This is a genomic window from Microbacterium sp. E-13, assembly GCF_049912955.1.
Lineage (GTDB): Bacteria > Actinomycetota > Actinomycetes > Actinomycetales > Microbacteriaceae > Microbacterium.
Genome location: NZ_CP183973.1, coordinates 3,804,267 through 3,820,867 on the forward strand (window position 1 = coordinate 3,804,267; position 16,601 = coordinate 3,820,867).

At 69.9% G+C, this 16,601-nt stretch carries 15 protein-coding genes; 3 read left to right on the forward strand and 12 right to left on the reverse strand.

From position 1 onward, the window contains the following. Window positions 1-14 precede the first annotated feature (14 nt). Entirely contained in the window at window positions 15-1,316 is a 1,302-nt protein-coding gene (locus tag ACN9MP_RS17665) for a C-glycoside deglycosidase beta subunit domain-containing protein (RefSeq protein ID WP_426322358.1), read from the reverse strand. A gap of 943 nt (window positions 1,317-2,259) precedes the next feature. On the opposite strand from ACN9MP_RS17665, the gene sthA reads away from it, so the two are divergent. Beyond that, window positions 2,260-3,666, forward strand: coding sequence for a Si-specific NAD(P)(+) transhydrogenase (gene sthA / locus ACN9MP_RS17670; protein ID WP_426322360.1), 1,407 nt, complete (start codon window positions 2,260-2,262; stop codon window positions 3,664-3,666). 300 nt (window positions 3,667-3,966) lie between these two features. Here sthA and ACN9MP_RS17675 read toward each other — a convergent pair whose 3' ends face one another. Next, entirely contained in the window at window positions 3,967-4,338 is a 372-nt protein-coding gene (locus ACN9MP_RS17675; RefSeq protein WP_426322362.1) for a hypothetical protein, read from the reverse strand. Window positions 4,339-4,625: 287 nt separating this feature from the next. On the opposite strand from ACN9MP_RS17675, the gene ACN9MP_RS17680 reads away from it, so the two are divergent. Then, window positions 4,626-5,582, forward strand: coding sequence for a LysR family transcriptional regulator (locus tag ACN9MP_RS17680; protein WP_426322363.1), 957 nt, complete (start codon window positions 4,626-4,628; stop codon window positions 5,580-5,582). A 182-nt stretch (window positions 5,583-5,764) separates the two neighbouring features. On the opposite strand, the gene ACN9MP_RS17685 is transcribed toward ACN9MP_RS17680, so the two are convergent. After that, the gene (locus ACN9MP_RS17685) at window positions 5,765-6,808 is read right to left on the reverse strand and encodes an acyl-CoA thioesterase (RefSeq protein ID WP_426322365.1); all 1,044 of its coding nucleotides are present in this window, start codon (window positions 6,806-6,808) and stop codon (window positions 5,765-5,767) included. A 190-nt stretch (window positions 6,809-6,998) separates the two neighbouring features. On the opposite strand from ACN9MP_RS17685, the gene purU reads away from it, so the two are divergent. Next, the gene (purU, locus tag ACN9MP_RS17690) at window positions 6,999-7,877 is read left to right on the forward strand and encodes a formyltetrahydrofolate deformylase (RefSeq protein ID WP_426322367.1); all 879 of its coding nucleotides are present in this window, start codon (window positions 6,999-7,001) and stop codon (window positions 7,875-7,877) included. A gap of 102 nt (window positions 7,878-7,979) precedes the next feature. On the opposite strand, the gene ACN9MP_RS17695 is transcribed toward purU, so the two are convergent. The 9 genes from ACN9MP_RS17695 to pcaH all read right to left on the reverse strand — a co-directional run bounded on the left by ACN9MP_RS17695 (window position 7,980) and on the right by pcaH (window position 16,357). After that, on the reverse strand, window positions 7,980-8,816 hold the full coding sequence (locus ACN9MP_RS17695; RefSeq protein ID WP_426326110.1) for an IclR family transcriptional regulator domain-containing protein: 837 nt from the start codon (window positions 8,814-8,816) through the stop codon (window positions 7,980-7,982). A 66-nt stretch (window positions 8,817-8,882) separates the two neighbouring features. Further along, a complete protein-coding gene (locus ACN9MP_RS17700) occupies window positions 8,883-10,055 on the reverse strand; it encodes a thiolase family protein (RefSeq protein WP_426322369.1) in 1,173 nt (390 codons plus the stop codon). A gap of 1 nt (window position 10,056) precedes the next feature. Further along, window positions 10,057-10,743 (reverse strand): 3-oxoacid CoA-transferase subunit B, encoded by a 687-nt coding sequence (locus tag ACN9MP_RS17705; RefSeq protein ID WP_426322370.1) that lies wholly within the window; start codon window positions 10,741-10,743, stop codon window positions 10,057-10,059. Next, entirely contained in the window at window positions 10,740-11,501 is a 762-nt protein-coding gene (locus ACN9MP_RS17710) for a 3-oxoacid CoA-transferase subunit A (protein WP_426322372.1), read from the reverse strand. The genes ACN9MP_RS17705 and ACN9MP_RS17710 overlap by 4 nt, the downstream gene beginning before the upstream one ends. A gap of 844 nt (window positions 11,502-12,345) precedes the next feature. Further along, window positions 12,346-12,747: a 4-carboxymuconolactone decarboxylase gene (pcaC, locus tag ACN9MP_RS17715; protein ID WP_426322374.1), complete on the reverse strand. Its 402-nt coding sequence runs from the start codon at window positions 12,745-12,747 to the stop codon at window positions 12,346-12,348. Then, window positions 12,744-13,523: an alpha/beta fold hydrolase gene (locus ACN9MP_RS17720; protein ID WP_426322376.1), complete on the reverse strand. Its 780-nt coding sequence runs from the start codon at window positions 13,521-13,523 to the stop codon at window positions 12,744-12,746. The genes pcaC and ACN9MP_RS17720 overlap by 4 nt, the downstream gene beginning before the upstream one ends. After that, complete coding sequence (locus ACN9MP_RS17725) at window positions 13,520-14,926, reverse strand: lyase family protein (protein WP_426322378.1); 1,407 nt, start codon at window positions 14,924-14,926, stop codon at window positions 13,520-13,522. The genes ACN9MP_RS17720 and ACN9MP_RS17725 overlap by 4 nt, the downstream gene beginning before the upstream one ends. Beyond that, the gene (gene pcaG, locus ACN9MP_RS17730; protein ID WP_426322380.1) at window positions 14,916-15,488 is read right to left on the reverse strand and encodes a protocatechuate 3,4-dioxygenase subunit alpha; all 573 of its coding nucleotides are present in this window, start codon (window positions 15,486-15,488) and stop codon (window positions 14,916-14,918) included. Before pcaG ends, ACN9MP_RS17725 begins: the two co-directional genes overlap by 11 nt. Next, complete coding sequence (pcaH, locus tag ACN9MP_RS17735) at window positions 15,488-16,357, reverse strand: protocatechuate 3,4-dioxygenase subunit beta (RefSeq protein ID WP_426322382.1); 870 nt, start codon at window positions 16,355-16,357, stop codon at window positions 15,488-15,490. Before pcaH ends, pcaG begins: the two co-directional genes overlap by 1 nt. Window positions 16,358-16,601 lie beyond the last annotated feature (244 nt).

Here is a 16,601-nt window from a genome sequence, read left to right on the forward strand (position 1 = left end):
CTCGTTTCGGGGGGTCAGAGGCGGGTGGCGATGGAGCGGATGAGCGAGTGCTGACGGCGCACCTGCTCGATGGAGCGCCACGGGATGCGATCACCCTCGTACTCGCTCGAGAGGTACCCGGTGTAGCCGGCGTCCTTCAGGGCGCGCAGCACGGGCTCCCACGGGATCTGCTGGTCTTCGAGGTTCTCGTCGATGTCGTGGAACTTCGCCTGGATGAAGACGACGTACTTCGCGATGTCGGCGATGTCGGCCGGGTCGACCGCGATGCCGTCGAGGAACGCGGGGCGGCGGCCGGGCAGCTCTCCGGGCTTCAGCGGGATCGGACGATCCTGGAAGATGCCGGTGTCGAGCAGCAGACCGAAGTGCTTCGTGCCGGTGCGTTCGATCAGACCGATGTAGTCGTCGACGACCTCATGCTTGATCGGCGTCGGCGAGTGGATCTCGGGGCAGATCACGACGTCGAGCTCGGCGGCGAGGTCGAGCGAGCGCTCGACCGACTCGGTCCAGATCGGGTGCGGGATGAGGTCGCTCGACACGACGCCGATCTTCGGGCGCACGAAGCGGAACCCCAGGCGCTTCGCGAGACGGAGATCGCGCTGCAGCATCCCGGCCCCCTCCGCTGCCGTGAGGTCGCGGGCGTTGGCGCCGCTCGAGTGCAGGCGCGTGTCGATCCACGAGCCGTAGTTCGTCGGCTCGAGCGAGTACTTCTCGAGCAGCGCGAACCAGCGGTCGATCCACTCCGTGGTGGGCTCGGGGTACCGCTCGATGTGCCCCTCGCCGAGGATCTCGACGCCGGTCGCGCCGACGTCGGCGACGTGGGCGAGCGCGGTTTCGAGGTCCATCACGGTGCCGTAGTCGGTCATGAAGCTGTACAGGCTCACGCCGTACTTGAAGGGGCCGCCGTCCTCGGACGAGGTGAGCGTGATGTGCCGCGAGACCTCGTACGTCGAGGGCTGGTGCTCCTGCGGGATGTACGACATGCGCAGCCGCAGCTGGATCGAGACCTCGTGGGTGCCCTCGGGCAGCCCGCCCGGGTGCGGCACGGTGACGATGGCCGCCTCCTCGAGCGGCCAGCGCACGCCCTCGGAGTCCCACAGCTCCTGCAGCGAGTAGGTGCGGCCGGCGAACGTCCACCGGGGCACGTCGGCCGGGACATCCACCAGGTCGCCGACCCGCACGGCGACGCCGTCGATGAGGGATGCCGCCATCCCCCGGTACGAGGGCATGCGCAGGCGGAACTGGAAGCCGGTGACCTCGCCCCCTTCGCGGACGTTGCGGAAGCCGACGGACTGGATGAGGTCTCTTTCGAGAAGCATCGATGCTCGCTCTCTGGGTCGGGACCGCATGCGCCGCGGGCCGGAAGGCGCTTCGAGCGTACCAGCGTTAGGCGCTATTCCGACATAAGTAGGAGTGATGCGCACATAACTGATGCCGCGGCGGTAGGTTCTTCTGTCATCCGTCTACCGCCATCCGCTACGCGTTCCGCCCGGGTAGTTCTTCAGTCGCCTCTGTCTCGACACCCCAACCTTCCTGAGGCTCCCTCTTTCGAGTGCGGAGCCAGCTCGTTTGCGGCCACCACCAACGTGCACGCCTGAGACGGACGAGCCCGCCCAAGAATTCCATGACCGCTTCGATGACCGCACCAACGAGAACCGGAATCCCCTCCGTCATGATGTGTGGTCGCGATCCTTGTCTGCCCAATGAACCCCCAGAGCCCGAACCCCGATGAACACCGCGACCGAAAGGACCGGCCAGACCCACGGGTCGAGGACCGTGTACAGAAGCATCAGCCCAGCGAAAACCAACCATCCGACCGCGACACCTGTGACTAATAGCCGGCGCTGCCAAGTTGCTCGAAGCGCACTACGCGTTGCGTGGCTACAAAGATGACGAAAGATGATGAGTCCTCTCCTAACCGCTAAACCAGCCGCCGCGCGGGCCGATTACAGCACCCGCGCCCAGCGCCACCGGTAGATATCCCCGGATACCGGCCCGAAGTTCACCCCGAGCATCATCACGGCGCGCTATTCCGACCACCCGGCCGCGCATGTCCGGCTACCCAGGACGAGGAGTAGCCAGGTCCGGAACCCGCGGGGATTCTTCGCACCGGATGAACTTGGGGGTGAGTTCGAGAACGCTCGGAAGGATCCTGCGCGGCGGCGACCTAGTGTGAGGTGCGCCGGACGGGCCCGATTGGTGTGCTCGCGCTCCGTCGCACGAAAGCCATCGCCCATTCCCGGCCACTCAAGCCGGATAGCCATGAGGGAGAAGTGGATGCTGCGTTACGACCTGGTCGTCGTCGGCAGCGGCCCCGCCGGGCGCCGAGCGGCGATTCAAGCCGCAAAGCTCGGCAAGTCGGTGATGGTGGTGGACGACCGCGCCGAATTGGGTGGCGTGTCGGTGCACGCCGGAACCATTCCCTCCAAGACCCTGCGTGAAACAGTGCTGAACCTCTCGGGGTGGCGCGAGCGTGGGTTCTACGGACGCGGGTACCGGGTCAAGCGCGAGATCGGGGTCGAGGATCTCGCCGGCCGACTGCGGAAGACACTCGATCACGAGGTTCAGGTTCTCCAGCATCAATTCATGCGCAACGGGGTCCGGCATCTCCAAGGGAGGGCCCAGTTCCTCTCCTCCGACCGCCTCCTGCTCACGACGGATCGCGGCGAGCAGCAGCAGATCGCGTTCGACTACGCCCTGATCGCAGTGGGGACGAGGCCCCACCGGCCGACGCACGTGCCGTTCGATCGCGAACACGTCTTCGACAGCGACGAGATCCTCGAGGTGAACCGCCTTCCTCGGAGCCTCACCGTCATCGGCGGAGGAGTCATCGGTGTGGAATACGCCACCATCTTCTCGGCCCTCGACGTTCCCGTGACACTGATCGATCCCAAGCAGAGCATCCTGGACTTCATCGACCGTGAGGTCGTCGACGACTTCCTGCACCAGATGCGGGATCGCGGCATGCAGCTGCGCCTCGGTACCTCCGTCTCGGAAGTCGCAGTGATGAGCGACAGAGCCGAAGTGACACTCGAGGACGGCCGGGTGGTCCGAAGCGAGATGGTGCTCTACGCCGCGGGAAGATCAGGCAACACCGCCGGCCTCAGCCTCGAAGCGATCGGCATCGAGGCCGACAGCCGCGGCCGTGTGAAGGTGGACCCCGAGACGTTCGAGACTTCAGTCTCCGGCATCTACGCCGCGGGTGACGTGATCGGATTCCCCAGCCTGGCGTCCACTTCCATGGAACAGGGAAGGGTCGCGGCATGCCATGCGTTCGGTGTCGCACTGCCGCCGGCTCCCGACAGCTTTCCGTACGGGATCTACTCGGTGCCGGAGATCTCCACCGTCGGGCTGTCCGAGGAGCAGGCGCGCGCAACCGGCGCCCCCTACGAAGTCGGAATCGCGCGCTTTCGGGAGACCTCGCGCGGACACATCATGGGCGTGGACTCCGGCTTCCTCAAGCTGATCTTCGACCGGGGCACCAGAAGACTCCTCGGCGCGCACATCGTGGGTGAAGGCGCCACGGAGCTGATCCACATCGGCCAAGCGGTGATCAACCTCGGCGGCACTGTCGAGTTCTTCGTGAACAACACCTTCAACTATCCGACCCTTGCCGAGGCGTACAAGATCGCGGGTTTGGACGCCTGGAACAGAATGGCGACAGACTGAAACCTCGGCTGCGAAGCAGACGTACGGAGGGGGCACCCGAACCGTGAACGCAACGGTCGGGTGCCCCCGGCGGGCCCGCCCAGGGGAGGGAACGAGGGCCCGCACTGGCAGCTGAGTGACCTCCTCCACCGAGAGAGGGTGCCACCCGGCTGTCGAACGCCTGTCGGCGTTCTCGGCGCCTCGCTGTCGCCGTGCCCCGATGACACCACGCTCGGAAGCCACAACCGCGGTCCAGCCCGAGTTCGGCGCCCAAATTCACCCGCGCATTCCCCCCACGCCGGCGCCGGAAGCGGAGGACGTTCATCCCCGTGAACGCGGCCGCGATCCGTTCTCATCAGCGTTGTCTCTCGGCTCGCCGGGCCGCGGCCATGGCCATGCGTCGACCTTGCTCCAGGCGTCGGCCGCCGAGCGCGACAGTCCGCCTCGCATGTCGGGATGAGCTTGCACCGCCAGACACTGGAGGAACCAGGACGCATCGCCCAGCGCATCGGTGTACGAGGAGTGGCCGCGGGCCAGAGCGCCCATGATCGCCGCGATCTTGAGGGCCTGGCGAACGGTCATCCGGACCGGAAGGTCATCGCCTTCACGCCGCCGGTTCACCATGCGCTGGAACGCCTCGGCCACCTTCAGCTCGTATTCGGGGTCTCCTGGATCGATCACGTCGTCACTCATCGGGGTCACTCACTTTCCAGAGGCATTCGGCCACCATCGGGGACATGACTGTAGACCCCGCCTGAAATGCCCCGATCGGTCCGAGCGTGTGCTCCGTCGACGCCCCTCGCCCGACTCGGCAGCCGATTTCACCCGCGGACAACCCGATCTGCTGGACCTCTGAGCCCAGAGAATCTTCATTCCGTCGGTCGCCGGTCTTCATCGTTGCGGGCGATGGCGCCTACCGGGCACATAGATTGCGCGGATACACTGGCTTCAGCCATCTCACCCCTGAGGAGCACACCGACGTGTCCGATCAACCGCTCCTCTCCCGGCTCGATCTGAACCTCCTCGTCGCCCTCGACGCCCTGCTCACCGAGCGCAGCGTGACCCGCGCCGCCGAGCGGCTGCATTTGAGTCAGCCCGCGCTGAGCGCCTCGCTCGCCCGGTTGCGCACGCACTTCAATGACCCGATCCTCGCCCGCCGGGGGAACACCTACGAGCTGACGCCACTCGCCCTGCGTCTGACCGAGCACACTACCACGGCCCTCGAGGCCGCCCGCCGCGTGTTCGAGAGCCAGGCGACCTGGAGCCCGCGCGACTCGACCCGGGAGTTCTCCATCTACGGGTCCGACTACGGCTTCGCCACCATCGGCAGCGAGGTGTCGCGACTGGCGGCGGAGGCGGCTCCCGGAGTGCGGTTCCGCTTCATGCTGCACAACCCGTCGATCGTCGACGACGCGCTCAACCGGCTGCGCTCGGCCGACGGCATGGTCATCCCCCACGGCTATCTCGTCGATCTCCCCTACGCCGACCTCTGGCGCGACGGCTGGGTCGTGGTCGCCTCCGAATCCAACGAGCTCGTGGGCGACGAGCTCACCATGGACGTGCTCGGCGCACTCCCGTGGGTCTTCACCTACCAGTCGCGGACAGCGTTCACGTCGGCGGCGCGGCAGCTGCAGCAGCTCGGCATCGAGCCGCACGTCGAGGCGGTCGTCGAGAGCTTCCTCGCCCTGCCGCACTTCATCGCCGGAACGAACCGGCTGGGCCTGATCCAGGCGGGGCTCGCGCATGTCGCTGAAGCGGTCGCCGGGGTCCGCACGCTCGCCGCGCCCTTCGACGCCACGCCCGTCGTCAACGCGCTGTGGTGGCATCCGGTCCACGGTCGCGACCCCGAGCACGCATGGATGCGCGGCATCTTCGAGCAGGCGGCGGCCGCCCTGGCGACCCGCCCCGCGGCCGCCGACGCGCACCAGCCCGCCTGATTCCCCGGCCCCCACGGGCGCACACTTCATGTGCTCTCGCCGAACTGACACGATCGGCGCGCGTGGTGCGTGTCAACTCGGCGAGAGCATACGATCTCGTCGAACGTCGCGGAGCAACGGCGACCTGGTGCGCTCGGGGAACGCCGGGTCGCGGCATCCGTCCCGCTCCCGGATCGACGCGGTCAGGGTTCCAGCGTGAGGGACGCCGCGATCGGGACGATCCGCTCACGCAGGGCCATGACCTCTCGCACGTGCTGCTGCAGGCGCTCGTCCTCGGGCAGATGCGGTGTCCACTGCGGGACGGGCTGCGCGACCCCGTCGGCTCCCGGCACGACGAACACGCTGAGGCACTGCGTGGTCAGCGTGCGCTCCCCCGGTGTGCGAGGGTCCGCCGTCCACACCCGGGTGCTCAGGTGCATGCTGTGCCGGCTCGTGTAGACGATGCGGGCGTCCACCTCGACGAGGTGGCCGATGACGACGGGCGCGAGGAAGTGGATGCCGCCGGAGTAGACGCCGATCGCGGCGCTGGCATCCTCGCCCGCCGGATCGAGTGCCGAGGAACGAGGCGTATCGAGACCGTCCTTCGTCCAGGCCGCCGCGCACGCGTAGTCCGCCTCGTCGATCCATCGCATGACCGTGCCGCCGTGGGCCTTGCCGCCGAAGTTCACCACCCCCGGCGGAGCGAGGAACCGGAGCGTGGTGCGCGGGGCGGTGGAGGCATCCGGGTACTCCTCCGCGAGCATGAGCCGTTTGATCTCGGCGCGCGACTCGATGCGTTCGCGGGCGGCGTCGGCCAGCTTGTGATCGGACCGGGAGACCGGCTGCCACTCCGGCACTGCCGTCGGCCGGCCGTCGCCGCCCTTCGCGACGAAGACGAGCATGCACGTCGTCGCCGGCGTGTACACGCGCTCGCTGACCTCGGCGGACGACACGGTCACGACGACGTGCATGCTCGTGCGGCCCGTGTGGACGATGCGCGCCTGCACCTCGATGAGGCTTCCCGGCGGGATCGGCCGCCGGTGACGTACGTTCCCGACATACGCCGTGACGCAGTACGCGCCCGCCCAGCCGACGGCGCAGGCGTACCCCGCCTTGTCGATCCACTCCATGACGCTGCCCGCGGCGACGGAGCGTCCGCCGGCGGCGGTGTCGGCGGGGACCGCCATGAACCGCAGGGTGATCCGGTCGTCGCGGCCCGCTGCGCGGGGGTGCGGCGCGTCGCTCATGCTGTCAGGGTATTGCGCGCGGCCGCCGTGGACCGTCGCATGACGACGCCGTCGGTCTCAAGAATCCGCAATTCTTCGCAGAGTGCAGGATCGCCCGCGCGATGGCGCCCCGTGACAGAGCGACGGATGCTGCGGCTCAGCCGCCGTCGTGCGCGACATCGTCCACGACGCGACACGGCAGAATCGGAGGATGACCGCGCCTGCGATGCACCTGAATCCCGATCACGCCTGCCTCATCGTCCACGGCAGCGACAAGCCGGGAATCGTCGCGGCGGTGTCGGCGATGATCACGCGCATCGGCGGGAACATCGTGGCGTTCGACCAGTACTCCGACGACCCGACCGGCGGCGCCTACTTCCAGCGGGTCGTGTTCCACCGCCCCGGCTTCGCCGCCGACCGTCCGCAGATCGAGGACGAGCTCGCCCGGACCCTCGCGGGATTCGACCTCGAGTGGTCGCTGACCGACCAGTCCGTGCCGAAGCGCATGGCGATCCTGGCCTCGAAGCAGGATCACTGCCTGCTCGACCTGCTGTGGCGCCACCGCCGCGGCGACCTGCCCGTGACCGTGCCGATGGTGATCTCGAACCACACCACCTCGGCCGAGGACGTCCGGTCGTTCGGGGTGCCCTTCTTCCACGTGCCGTCGGTGCCCGGGCCCGACAAGTCGGCCTCGGAGGCGAAGATCGTCGAGCTGCTGAAGGGCAACGTCGACTTCGTGGTGCTGGCGCGGTACATGCAGATCCTCTCGGGCGACTTCCTCGCGCAGGTGGGCGTGCCGGTGATCAACATCCACCACTCCTTCCTGCCGGCCTTCATCGGGGCCGAGCCTTATAAGAAGGCGAAGGAGCGCGGGGTGAAGCTCATCGGCGCCACCTCCCACTACGTCACCGACGACCTCGACGAGGGTCCGATCATCGAGCAGGACACCGTGCGCGTCACCCACGCCGACTCCTCCGCCGAGCTCGCCCGCCGCGGCGCCGACGTCGAGCGCCAGGTGCTGTCGCGCGCTGTGCTGTGGCACGCGCAGGACCGCGTCATCCGCCACGGCAACCACACCATCGTGTTTTGACGCGGTGCGGATCAATGCGAGGAACGAGCGTTGATGCGTGCCGGGTCAAAATTGAGTAGCGAGGAACGAGCGTATCGAAACCCGGTGAAAGCGCCGGCCTCCTCAGACGAGGCGCAGCTCGGCGTCGATCGCCGAGGCGGTGCGCTGCAGGCGCGGCAGGTACTCCCCGAGTACGTGCTCCACGGTGTCGCGCGTGGCGCTCGTCGACACGTTGACGGCCGCGACGACCTCACCGCGGCGGTCGTGCAGCGGTACGGCGACCGACCGAAGCCCAGGTTCCAGTTCGCCGTCCACCAGCGCCCAGCCCTGTGCGCGCACCCGGTCGATCTCCGCGCGCAGCGCCTCGGCGTCGGTGACGGTGCGTTCGGTGAGGGACGGGCGGACGGATGCCGTCAGCGCAGCGTCGCGCGCGGCATCCGGGATCCCCGCCAGCAGCACGCGCCCCATCGACGTCGCGAATGCGGGGAAGCGGGTGCCGATGGTGATGCGCACGCTCATGATGCGTCGCGTCGGCACGCGGGCGATGTAGACGATGTCGGATCCGTCGAGCACGGCCGCTGAGACGCTCTCGTCGACCTCGCGTGAGAGCCGCTCGAGGTGCGGCTGCACGACCTCGGGGATCGACAGTGCCGACAGGTAGCTGAACCCGAGCTCGAGCACCCGCGGCGTGAGGGCGAAGGTGCGCCCGTCGGAGCGCACATAGCCGAGGGTCTCGAGGGTGCGCAAGAACCTCCGCGCCGCCGCGCGCGGCATGGCGGTGCGCCGGGCGACGTCGGCCAGCGTGAGCTCGGGGTGCTCCGCGTCGAACGCGCGCACCACCGCAAGGCCGCGGGCGAGCGACTGCACGAAGTCGCCGGAGTCGCTCGCGCGGCCCGCACCTGCGGCATCCGCCCGGCCGAGGTCTGCGGCATCCGCCCGGCCGAGGTCTGCGGCATCCATCGTCATCTCGCCCACTCTCTCACGTGCGTGCCCACGCGCCGTTCGACCCGTAACGACGACGCCGGGTCAGCGCTCGAGGACGACGGCGAGGCCCTGCCCGACGCCGATGCAGATCGCCGCCACCGCGACACCGCTGCCGCGACGGGCGAGCTCGTGCGCGGCGCGGCCGACGATGCGTCCGCCGGACGCGCCGAGAGGATGCCCGATCGCGAGGGCCCCGCCGTGGATGTTCACGCGGTCGGGGTCGAGATCCGGCCACCCCTGGATGTCGGCGAGCGACTGCGACGCGAACGCCTCGTTGAGCTCGACCACGTCGACGTCGGCCCACGTGCGGCCGGCGCGGGCGAGCGCCTTGTTCGCGGCCTCGATCGGCGCCAGCGGGAACTGGTCGGGGTCGACGCCGTGCGCCGCGCGGGCGGTGATGCGCGCCAGCGGCTCGCCTGGCAGCGCACCCTCACGGCCCAGCAGCACCGCGGAGGCGCCGTCGTTGATCGGGGAGGAGTTGCCGGCCGTCACGCTGCCCTCGCCGTCGGGGGCGAAGAGCGCCTTGAGGCCCGCGAGCTTCTCGACCGACGTGTCGTCGCGGATACCCTCGTCGCGCGCGAGCTCCGCACCCGGCACCTGCACGATCTCGCCGTCGTAGACGCCTGCGGCCCACGCCGCGGCGGCGAGCCGGTGCGAGCGTACCGCGAACTCATCCTGCGCCTCGCGCGAGATGCCCTGCTCGCGCGCGATCTTCTCCGCGGACTCACCGTTCGAGATGGTCCAGTGCTTCGGCAGCTTCGGGTTGGTCATCCGCCACCCGATCGACGTGTTCCACAGCGTCTGGTTGCCGACGCTCGGCCACGGCCGCGGCGACTTCTCCACCACGAACGGCGCGCGGCTCATCGACTCCACGCCGCCGGCCAGCACGATGTCGGCATCGCCCGCCTCGATCGCGCGCGACCCCTGGATGACCGCCTCCACCGACGACGCGCACAGCCGGTTGACCGTGACGCCGGTCACCGTCGTCGGGAAACCGGCCAGCAGCGCGGCCATGCGCGCCACGTTCCGGTTGTCTTCCCCGGCCTGGTTCGCGTCGCCGAAGATCACGTCGTCGATACGCGCCGGGTCCAGCCCGGTCCGCTCGATCGTCGCCCGCATCACCACCGCCGCGAGGTCGTCGGGGCGGATGCCCGAGAGCGCGCCGCCCGCGCGGCCGAACGGGGTGCGGACGGCGTCGTACACGTAGGTCGCCATGTCATTCACCTTCCCGGATGCCGCGGCTCGCCGCATCCGTCAATTCCAGGCCCGTCAGCTCGGCGAGGAGCTCGACGGTGTTGTCTCCGAACGCTTCGCGCACCGCGAAGCCGTCGGGTGTCACGTCGAACACCGCGTGGTCCGTGTAGACGCGGGTGACGCAGCCGACCCCGGTGAGCGGGTAGGTGCACGCCTCGACGAGCTTCGACTCGCCGGTCTTGGTCAGGAGGTCGGTCATGACGTAGACGTCCTTGGCGCCGATGGCGAGGTCCATCGCGCCGCCGACCGCGGGGATCGCACCGGGCGCACCCGTGGACCAGTTGGCGAGATCGCCGGTCTGCGACACCTGGAAGGCGCCCAGCACGCAGACGTCGAGATGGCCGCCGCGCATCATGCCGAACGAGTCGGCGTGGTGGAAGTAGGCAGCTCCTGGCAGGGCGGTGACGGGCTGCTTGCCGGCATTGATGAGATCGGGGTCGATCCGCCCGGGGGCGGGCGAGGGGCCCATTCCCAGCATGCCGTTCTCGGTGTGGAGGATGATCTCCTGGTCCTGCGGCAGATAGTCGGCGACCAGCGTGGGGGCGCCGATGCCCAGGTTGACGAACGACCCCTCGGGGATGTCCTGCGCGATCCGCGCCGCGAGCTGCTCGCGAGTGATGCGCGTCGCCTTCGTTGCCGCCTCGGTCACTGGTCGATCTCCGTTCCGGATGCTGCGCCCTGGGTGAGCGGGCGGCCCTCGATGTCCACGCCCCCGACGAACACCCCGTCGTCGAGCCAGGCGCGTTCGCCGACGGCGACGACCCGGTCGACGAAGATGCCGGGCGTGACGACGGTCTCGGGGTCGATCGACCCGAGGGGGACGATCTCGTCGACCTGCACGATGGTCGTGGTCGCGGCGGACGCCATGATCGGCCCGAAGTTGCGGGCGGTCTCGCGGTACACGAGGTTGCCCCACCGGTCACCCCGGTACGCGCTGATGAGCGCGACGTCGGCCTTGATCGGATACTCCAGCGCGTAGAGGCGGCCGTCGATCTCGCGGTGCTCCTTGCCCTCGGCGAGCTGGGTTCCCACGCCGGTCGGCGAGAAGAACGCGCCGATGCCGGCGCCTGCCGCCCGGATGCGCTCGGCGAGGTTGCCCTGCGGCACCAGCTCGAGCTCGATCTCGCCGGCGCGGTACAGGCCGTCGAACACCCACGAGTCATGCTGCCGGGGGAACGAGCAGAGGACCTTGCGCACGCGCCTCTTCGCGAGCAGGGCGGCGAGGCCCAGGTCGCCGTTGCCGGCGTTGTTGTTGATGATCGTGAGGTCGCCCGCCCCCTGGGCGATGAGCGCGTCGATGAGCTCGACCGGCTGTCCGGCCCGGCCGAAGCCGCCGATCATGATGGTCGCGCCGTCCTGGATGCCCGCGACGGCTTCCTCGACGCTCGTGACGGTCTTGTCGATCATGCGACCTCCCTGTCGGACCGGTGTGTTCGCTGGGCGAACATGCGTTCGTTCTACGACCAGGATAGCGCACATCTCGGAGCTCCGCCTCCCGCTCGGGGGTCGCAACACGCGGAATGCGTCAGGACATCCCGCGTGGCCTCTTCCGACCCGCGCACCCCGGGCCAAGGTGGCACGAATGCCCGCGCCCAACCCCGTCACCCGACCACAACCGCCACCTCCGACCCCGCACACCCCGCGCCAAGGTGGCACGAATGCCCGCGCCCAGCCCCGTCACCCGACCACAACCGCCACCTCCAACCCCGCACCCCGGGCCAAGGTGGCACGAATGCCCGCGCCCAGCCCCGCACCCGACCACACCCGCCACCTCCAACCCCGCACCCCGGGCCAAAGTGTCAGGACTGCCCGCGCCCAGCCCCGCGCCCGACCACAACCGCCACCTCCAACCCCGCACCCCGCGCCAAAGTGGCACGAATACCCGCGCCCAGCCCCGTCACCCGACCACAACCGCCACCTCCAACCGGAAACGCCAGCGGAAACCCAACCGCGAACGACGGGGGCGGCATCCATCACGGATGCCGCCCCCGTCGTTCGCTGGAGATGATTCAGCGGCGGCCCTCCCGGTCGCCGAGGAACTCACCGGGCTGGGTCTGCACGAACGCCGATCCGCTGTCGTCGAGCGACGCCGCCAGCTGGTTCATGCGCTGCGCGGACTGCCCCGCCGCACCACGTCGTCGAGGCGGCCCCGCACGGCGAGCTCGACCTGCTTCACCTGGTACAGGATCCGGGGTGCGTGTTCGGCCGTCATGCGCTCCCCGAGCCCGTCATGCGATGAAGCATACGGGCGTCAGGACTCGTCGGCGAACACATCCTTCGCGATGCGGAAGGCGGTGTTCGCCGCCGGAACACCGCAGTAGAGACCCGCCTGCAGGATGACCTCCTTGATCTCATCCACCGTGAGCCCGTTCCGCAGCGCAGCGCGCAGGTGCATCGCGAGCTCCTCGTGGTGGCCGAGGGCGATGAGCGCGGTCAGCACGACGACCGAGCGCGAGCGGCGGTCGAGCCCCGGCCGCGACCAGATGTCGCCCCACGCGACGCGGGTGATGAAGTCCTGGAAATCCGCCGTCAGCGCGTCGGTCCCCGCAACCGCCCGGTCGACATGCTCGTTCGAGAGCACCTCCCGCCGCACGGTCATTCCCTGGTCGTAGCGCTCCTCGTCGGTGAGGCCCTCGCCGTCCGGGCGGGTCACGCGGCCCACCTCGCGGACTCGGCGTCGAAGAAGCCGAGAAGGGCGTCGACCGTCGCCGCCGGCGCGTCCGCAGGAGGCAGGTGCGAGGCATCCGCGATCCCGATCGCCCGGCCGTTCTGCACACCGTCGGCGATCTCGCGAGCGGATGCTTCGGGCGTGACGCCGTCGTGATCACCCCACACCGCGAGCACCGGGGTGGCGATCTCGCCGAGCCGGGCGCGCACGTCGTACGCGGCGAGCGCTTCGCAGCACAGGGCGTAGCTCTCGTCGTCGGCGTTCTGGAGGGAGTGCAGCAGACGTCCGGTGATGTCGGGATCGCGCTCGATGGAGCCCGGCGCGAACCACCGCTGGGCCGATCCGATGATGAGGCTCGACGTGCTCTGCGTGCGCACCTGGGCGGCCCGCTCGTACCACCCCGCCGGCTCGCCGATCGCGGCGCCCGAACAGACGATCGCCGCCGCGCGCACCCGGTCGGCATGCCGCAGCATCAGCTCGAGCCCGACGCAGCCGCCGAGCGACACCCCGGCGTACAGGAAGTCGCCGTCGACCGCCCCCGCCACGGCGTCGGCGAGCTCGGCGATCGAGAACGGCTCGGTGGCGGCGGGGGCCGTGCCGTGCCCCGGCAGGTCCCACGCGACGACGCGGTAGCGCTCCGCGAGCGCGGGGAGCACGCGGTCCCACAGGAGCGTCGAGGTGCCGAGCGACGGCCCGAGCAGCAGGGTCGGCGCCGAGATGGGACCGACGGCGGCGTTGAGCGAGATGGCGGGGACGGTCACTCTGTCTCCTGTGGGGTGACGGCCTCGTCGACGAGGCGTGCGGCGAGGCCGGTGTACTGGGCGGGGTCGAGGAGGTCGGAGGCGAAGGCGTCGGCGCTCAGGCCCCGGTCCGCGGCGAGCGCCGCCACCTCCGGGAGCGCCGCGAGCGCTGCGGCGAGGTCGCCTCCGGCCGCGGCGTCGACGACGAGCCCCGACACACGGGGGGCTCCGAGCACCGGGCCGAGCACGAGCGACAGCCGCTCGGCGAGCATGAGCCCACCGCCGGCTTCGAGGTTGCGGGTCACCGCGTCGGTGTCGACGTGCAGCCCTGTGACGAGGGATGCGGCGTGGGCGGTGGCGCCCAGCGCGAGGCGCAGCAGCTCGCGAAGCGTCGGCCACTCCGCGTGCCACGCGCCGTCGGGGCGCTCGTCGACGGCGAGCGCCGACGCCAGGTGCAGGGTCGCTCCGAGCTGCGGGGCGCGCAGGGCGGCGGAGCGGATGAGCACGGATGCCGCGGGGTTGCGCTTCTGCGGCATCGCCGACGACCCTCCGCCCGAGCCCTCGGCGAGCTCGCCGATCTCACTGCGGCTGAGCGTCGCCACGTCGGCGGCGATCTTGCCGACGGCGTCGACGGCCTGGACGAGGGCGTCGCCGAGCTCGGTCACCGGCCAGCGCGACGTGTGCCACGGCGCCTCCGGCGCGGCGAGTCCCAGCTCATGCGCGTAGGCCGCGGGAAGTGCCGCGGCGGCGTCGGCACCGCCGAGCTCGACGAAGGAGGCGAGCGTGCCGGCCGCGCCCCCGAGCTGTGCGGGAAGCGCGTGCTGGGCCCGCTCGAGCCGCTCCTTGGCGCGGGCGACGCCCCGCAGCCAGCCGGCCGCGCGCAGGCCGACGGTGGTGGGGACGGCGTGCTGGGTGAGCGTGCGCGCCGCCGCGACCTCGTCGCGGCGGGAACGGGCCAGCGAGCGGAGCGAGATCTCGGCGTGCGCGAGGGAGGCGATGACCCTGCTGGTGGCCGTCCGTGCGACGAGCATCAGCGCCGTGTCGAGGATGTCCTGGCTGGTGGCGCCGCGGTGCACCCAACCGCGGGCATCGGTCCCGACGCGATCCTTGAGCGCGCCGACGAGCGGGATCACCGGGTTGCCGCCGGCCACGGCCGCCGCGGCCAGGGCCCGGCCGTCGACGCCGTGGTCGCGGCATCCGCGGAGCGCACCCTGCCAGCCGAACTCCGTCTCGATCTCGTCGACGGCGTCGGCGGGCGCGATGCCGGCTTGGAGGAGCGCCCGCGAGAGGCCGACCTCGGCGGTCACGAGCGCGTCGAGGAATGCGGCATCCGTCACCGTCTCGTCGTGACCGACCGTCACCGGCGAGAGCAGCCCCTCATCGACGAAGGCACGGTCGAGAGGGCGGTGCGGATCAGAAGGCAAGGAACACGGTCTCCTTCTCGCCCTGCAGGTGGATGTCGTGATGCAGGTTGCCGTCCGGCAGCCGCGTCGCGATGAGCGTAGCGCGCTCGCCCTGGTCGAGCGAGGACAGCAGCGGGTCGGCGGCGAGAAGCTGCTCGTCGTCGGGCAGGTAGATGCGGGTCACGAGCTTGTCGGGCAGCCCCCGCGCGAACACGATCACCGAGTAGAACGGTGCGCGGCCCTCGACGGACCCCGGGTTAAGGGTCCAGAACTCGTAGTGGCCGACATCCGTCGTCGCGGCGCGACCGAACCCCGTGAACGAGTGGTCGTCGCGGTGGAACGCGCCATGCGCGCGCGGGATCTCGCCGTTCTCGTCGGCGCTCCAGATCTCCACCACGGCGTCGGGGATCGGGTTGCCCGCACCGTCGAACACGGTGCCCCCCAGCACGATCGAGCCGGGGCTGTGCGGGAAGACCACCTGGTGCTTCTTCTCGAAGTCCAGGCCGAAGGCGAAGAACGGACCGACGGTCTGGCCGCCGGTGGGCTCGTGCGTCTTCGGGCCGAGGTCGCGCTTCGCGGCCATCAGTGCTCTCCTTCTTCGGGCTCGAACCAGGTCGCATCCGGGCCGTCGACGACGATGTCGAAGCGATAGCCCATCGAGAACTCGGGCACCGACAGGTCGTGGTCGTACAGGCCGATCAGGCGGTCGCGGTCCTTCTGACGCCAGATGGTGTTGTAGATCGGGTCGAGCGGGAACAGCGGGTCGCCAGGGAAGTACATCTGCGTCACGAGCCGCTGCGTGAAACCCGAGCCGAAGATCGAGAAGTGGATGTGGGCGGGACGCCACGCGTTGACGTGGTTCTTCCACGGGTACGGGCCCGGCTTGATCGTCGTGAACTTGTAGAACCCGTCGTCGTCGGTGACGGTGCGCCCGGCGCCGGTGAAGTTCGGGTCGAGGGGCGCGGGATGCTGATCACGCTGGTGGATGTAGCGTCCGGCGGCGTTGGCCTGCCAGATCTCGACGAGCTGGTTGGCCAGCGGGCGGCCCCACGAGTCGAGCAGGCGACCCTCGACCGTCATGCGCTCACCCTGCGGCTCGCCGATGTGCTGCAGCGTGAGGTCCGACTCGATCGCGGCGACATCGCGCTGCCCGAACGCCGGCGACCACAGCTCGATCGTCTCGGGGTCGACGAGCTTCGGGTTCTTGGTCGGATGCCGCAGCAGGCTCGAACGATACGGCGGGAAGTCGTGCAGGCTGATGTTGAGCTTCTCGCCGGCCTCCTCGCGCCGTGCGGCAGCCGCGTGGTAATCGACGATCTCCTGCGTGATCTCGTTCTGCGTCAGCTGGTCGGGCGAGGCCAGCAGCGACTCCGGCGCTGCCGCGGTCTGCTCGAGCACCACCGACGACGAGAACGCCTCTTCGCCCCGGGTATCGGGCTTCGTCGCACTCATCAAGGTCTCCTTCGACGACTCGGGTCGTCCCAGCGTCGCATCACGTCGCCGCGGCCACCTCGTGGAATCCCACCCAGTGGGAATGCCGCCGCTTGTTCGCGCTGCCGAAACCCGCACTCGCTGCCGTTCTCCCGATCACGCCGCTGCTCACGCTGCCGAAACCGTCAGTCGCGGCCGCTTGGTTCGGGCGCGGATGCCGGTTTCGACAGCGCCAAGACGGGAAATCACGGATGCCGCGGGTTGC

Bases quoted from the DNA above. Each gene is read 5' to 3' on its own strand.
- ACN9MP_RS17700 (WP_426322369.1), bottom strand. From the start codon at position 10,055: ATGGCGACCTACGTGTACGACGCCGTCCGCACCCCGTTCGGCCGCGCG.
- ACN9MP_RS17695 (WP_426326110.1), bottom strand. From the start codon at position 8,816: ATGGATGCCGCAGACCTCGGCCGGGCGGATGCCGCAGACCTCGGCCGG.
- sthA (WP_426322360.1), top strand. From the start codon at position 2,260: ATGAGGGAGAAGTGGATGCTGCGTTACGACCTGGTCGTCGTCGGCAGC.
- ACN9MP_RS17685 (WP_426322365.1), bottom strand. From the start codon at position 6,808: ATGAGCGACGCGCCGCACCCCCGCGCAGCGGGCCGCGACGACCGGATC.
- ACN9MP_RS17710 (WP_426322372.1), bottom strand. From the start codon at position 11,501: ATGATCGACAAGACCGTCACGAGCGTCGAGGAAGCCGTCGCGGGCATC.
- ACN9MP_RS17665 (WP_426322358.1), bottom strand. From the start codon at position 1,316: ATGCTTCTCGAAAGAGACCTCATCCAGTCCGTCGGCTTCCGCAACGTC.
- pcaH (WP_426322382.1), bottom strand. From the start codon at position 16,357: ATGAGTGCGACGAAGCCCGATACCCGGGGCGAAGAGGCGTTCTCGTCG.
- purU (WP_426322367.1), top strand. From the start codon at position 6,999: ATGACCGCGCCTGCGATGCACCTGAATCCCGATCACGCCTGCCTCATC.
- pcaG (WP_426322380.1), bottom strand. From the start codon at position 15,488: ATGGCCGCGAAGCGCGACCTCGGCCCGAAGACGCACGAGCCCACCGGC.
- ACN9MP_RS17675 (WP_426322362.1), bottom strand. From the start codon at position 4,338: ATGAGTGACGACGTGATCGATCCAGGAGACCCCGAATACGAGCTGAAG.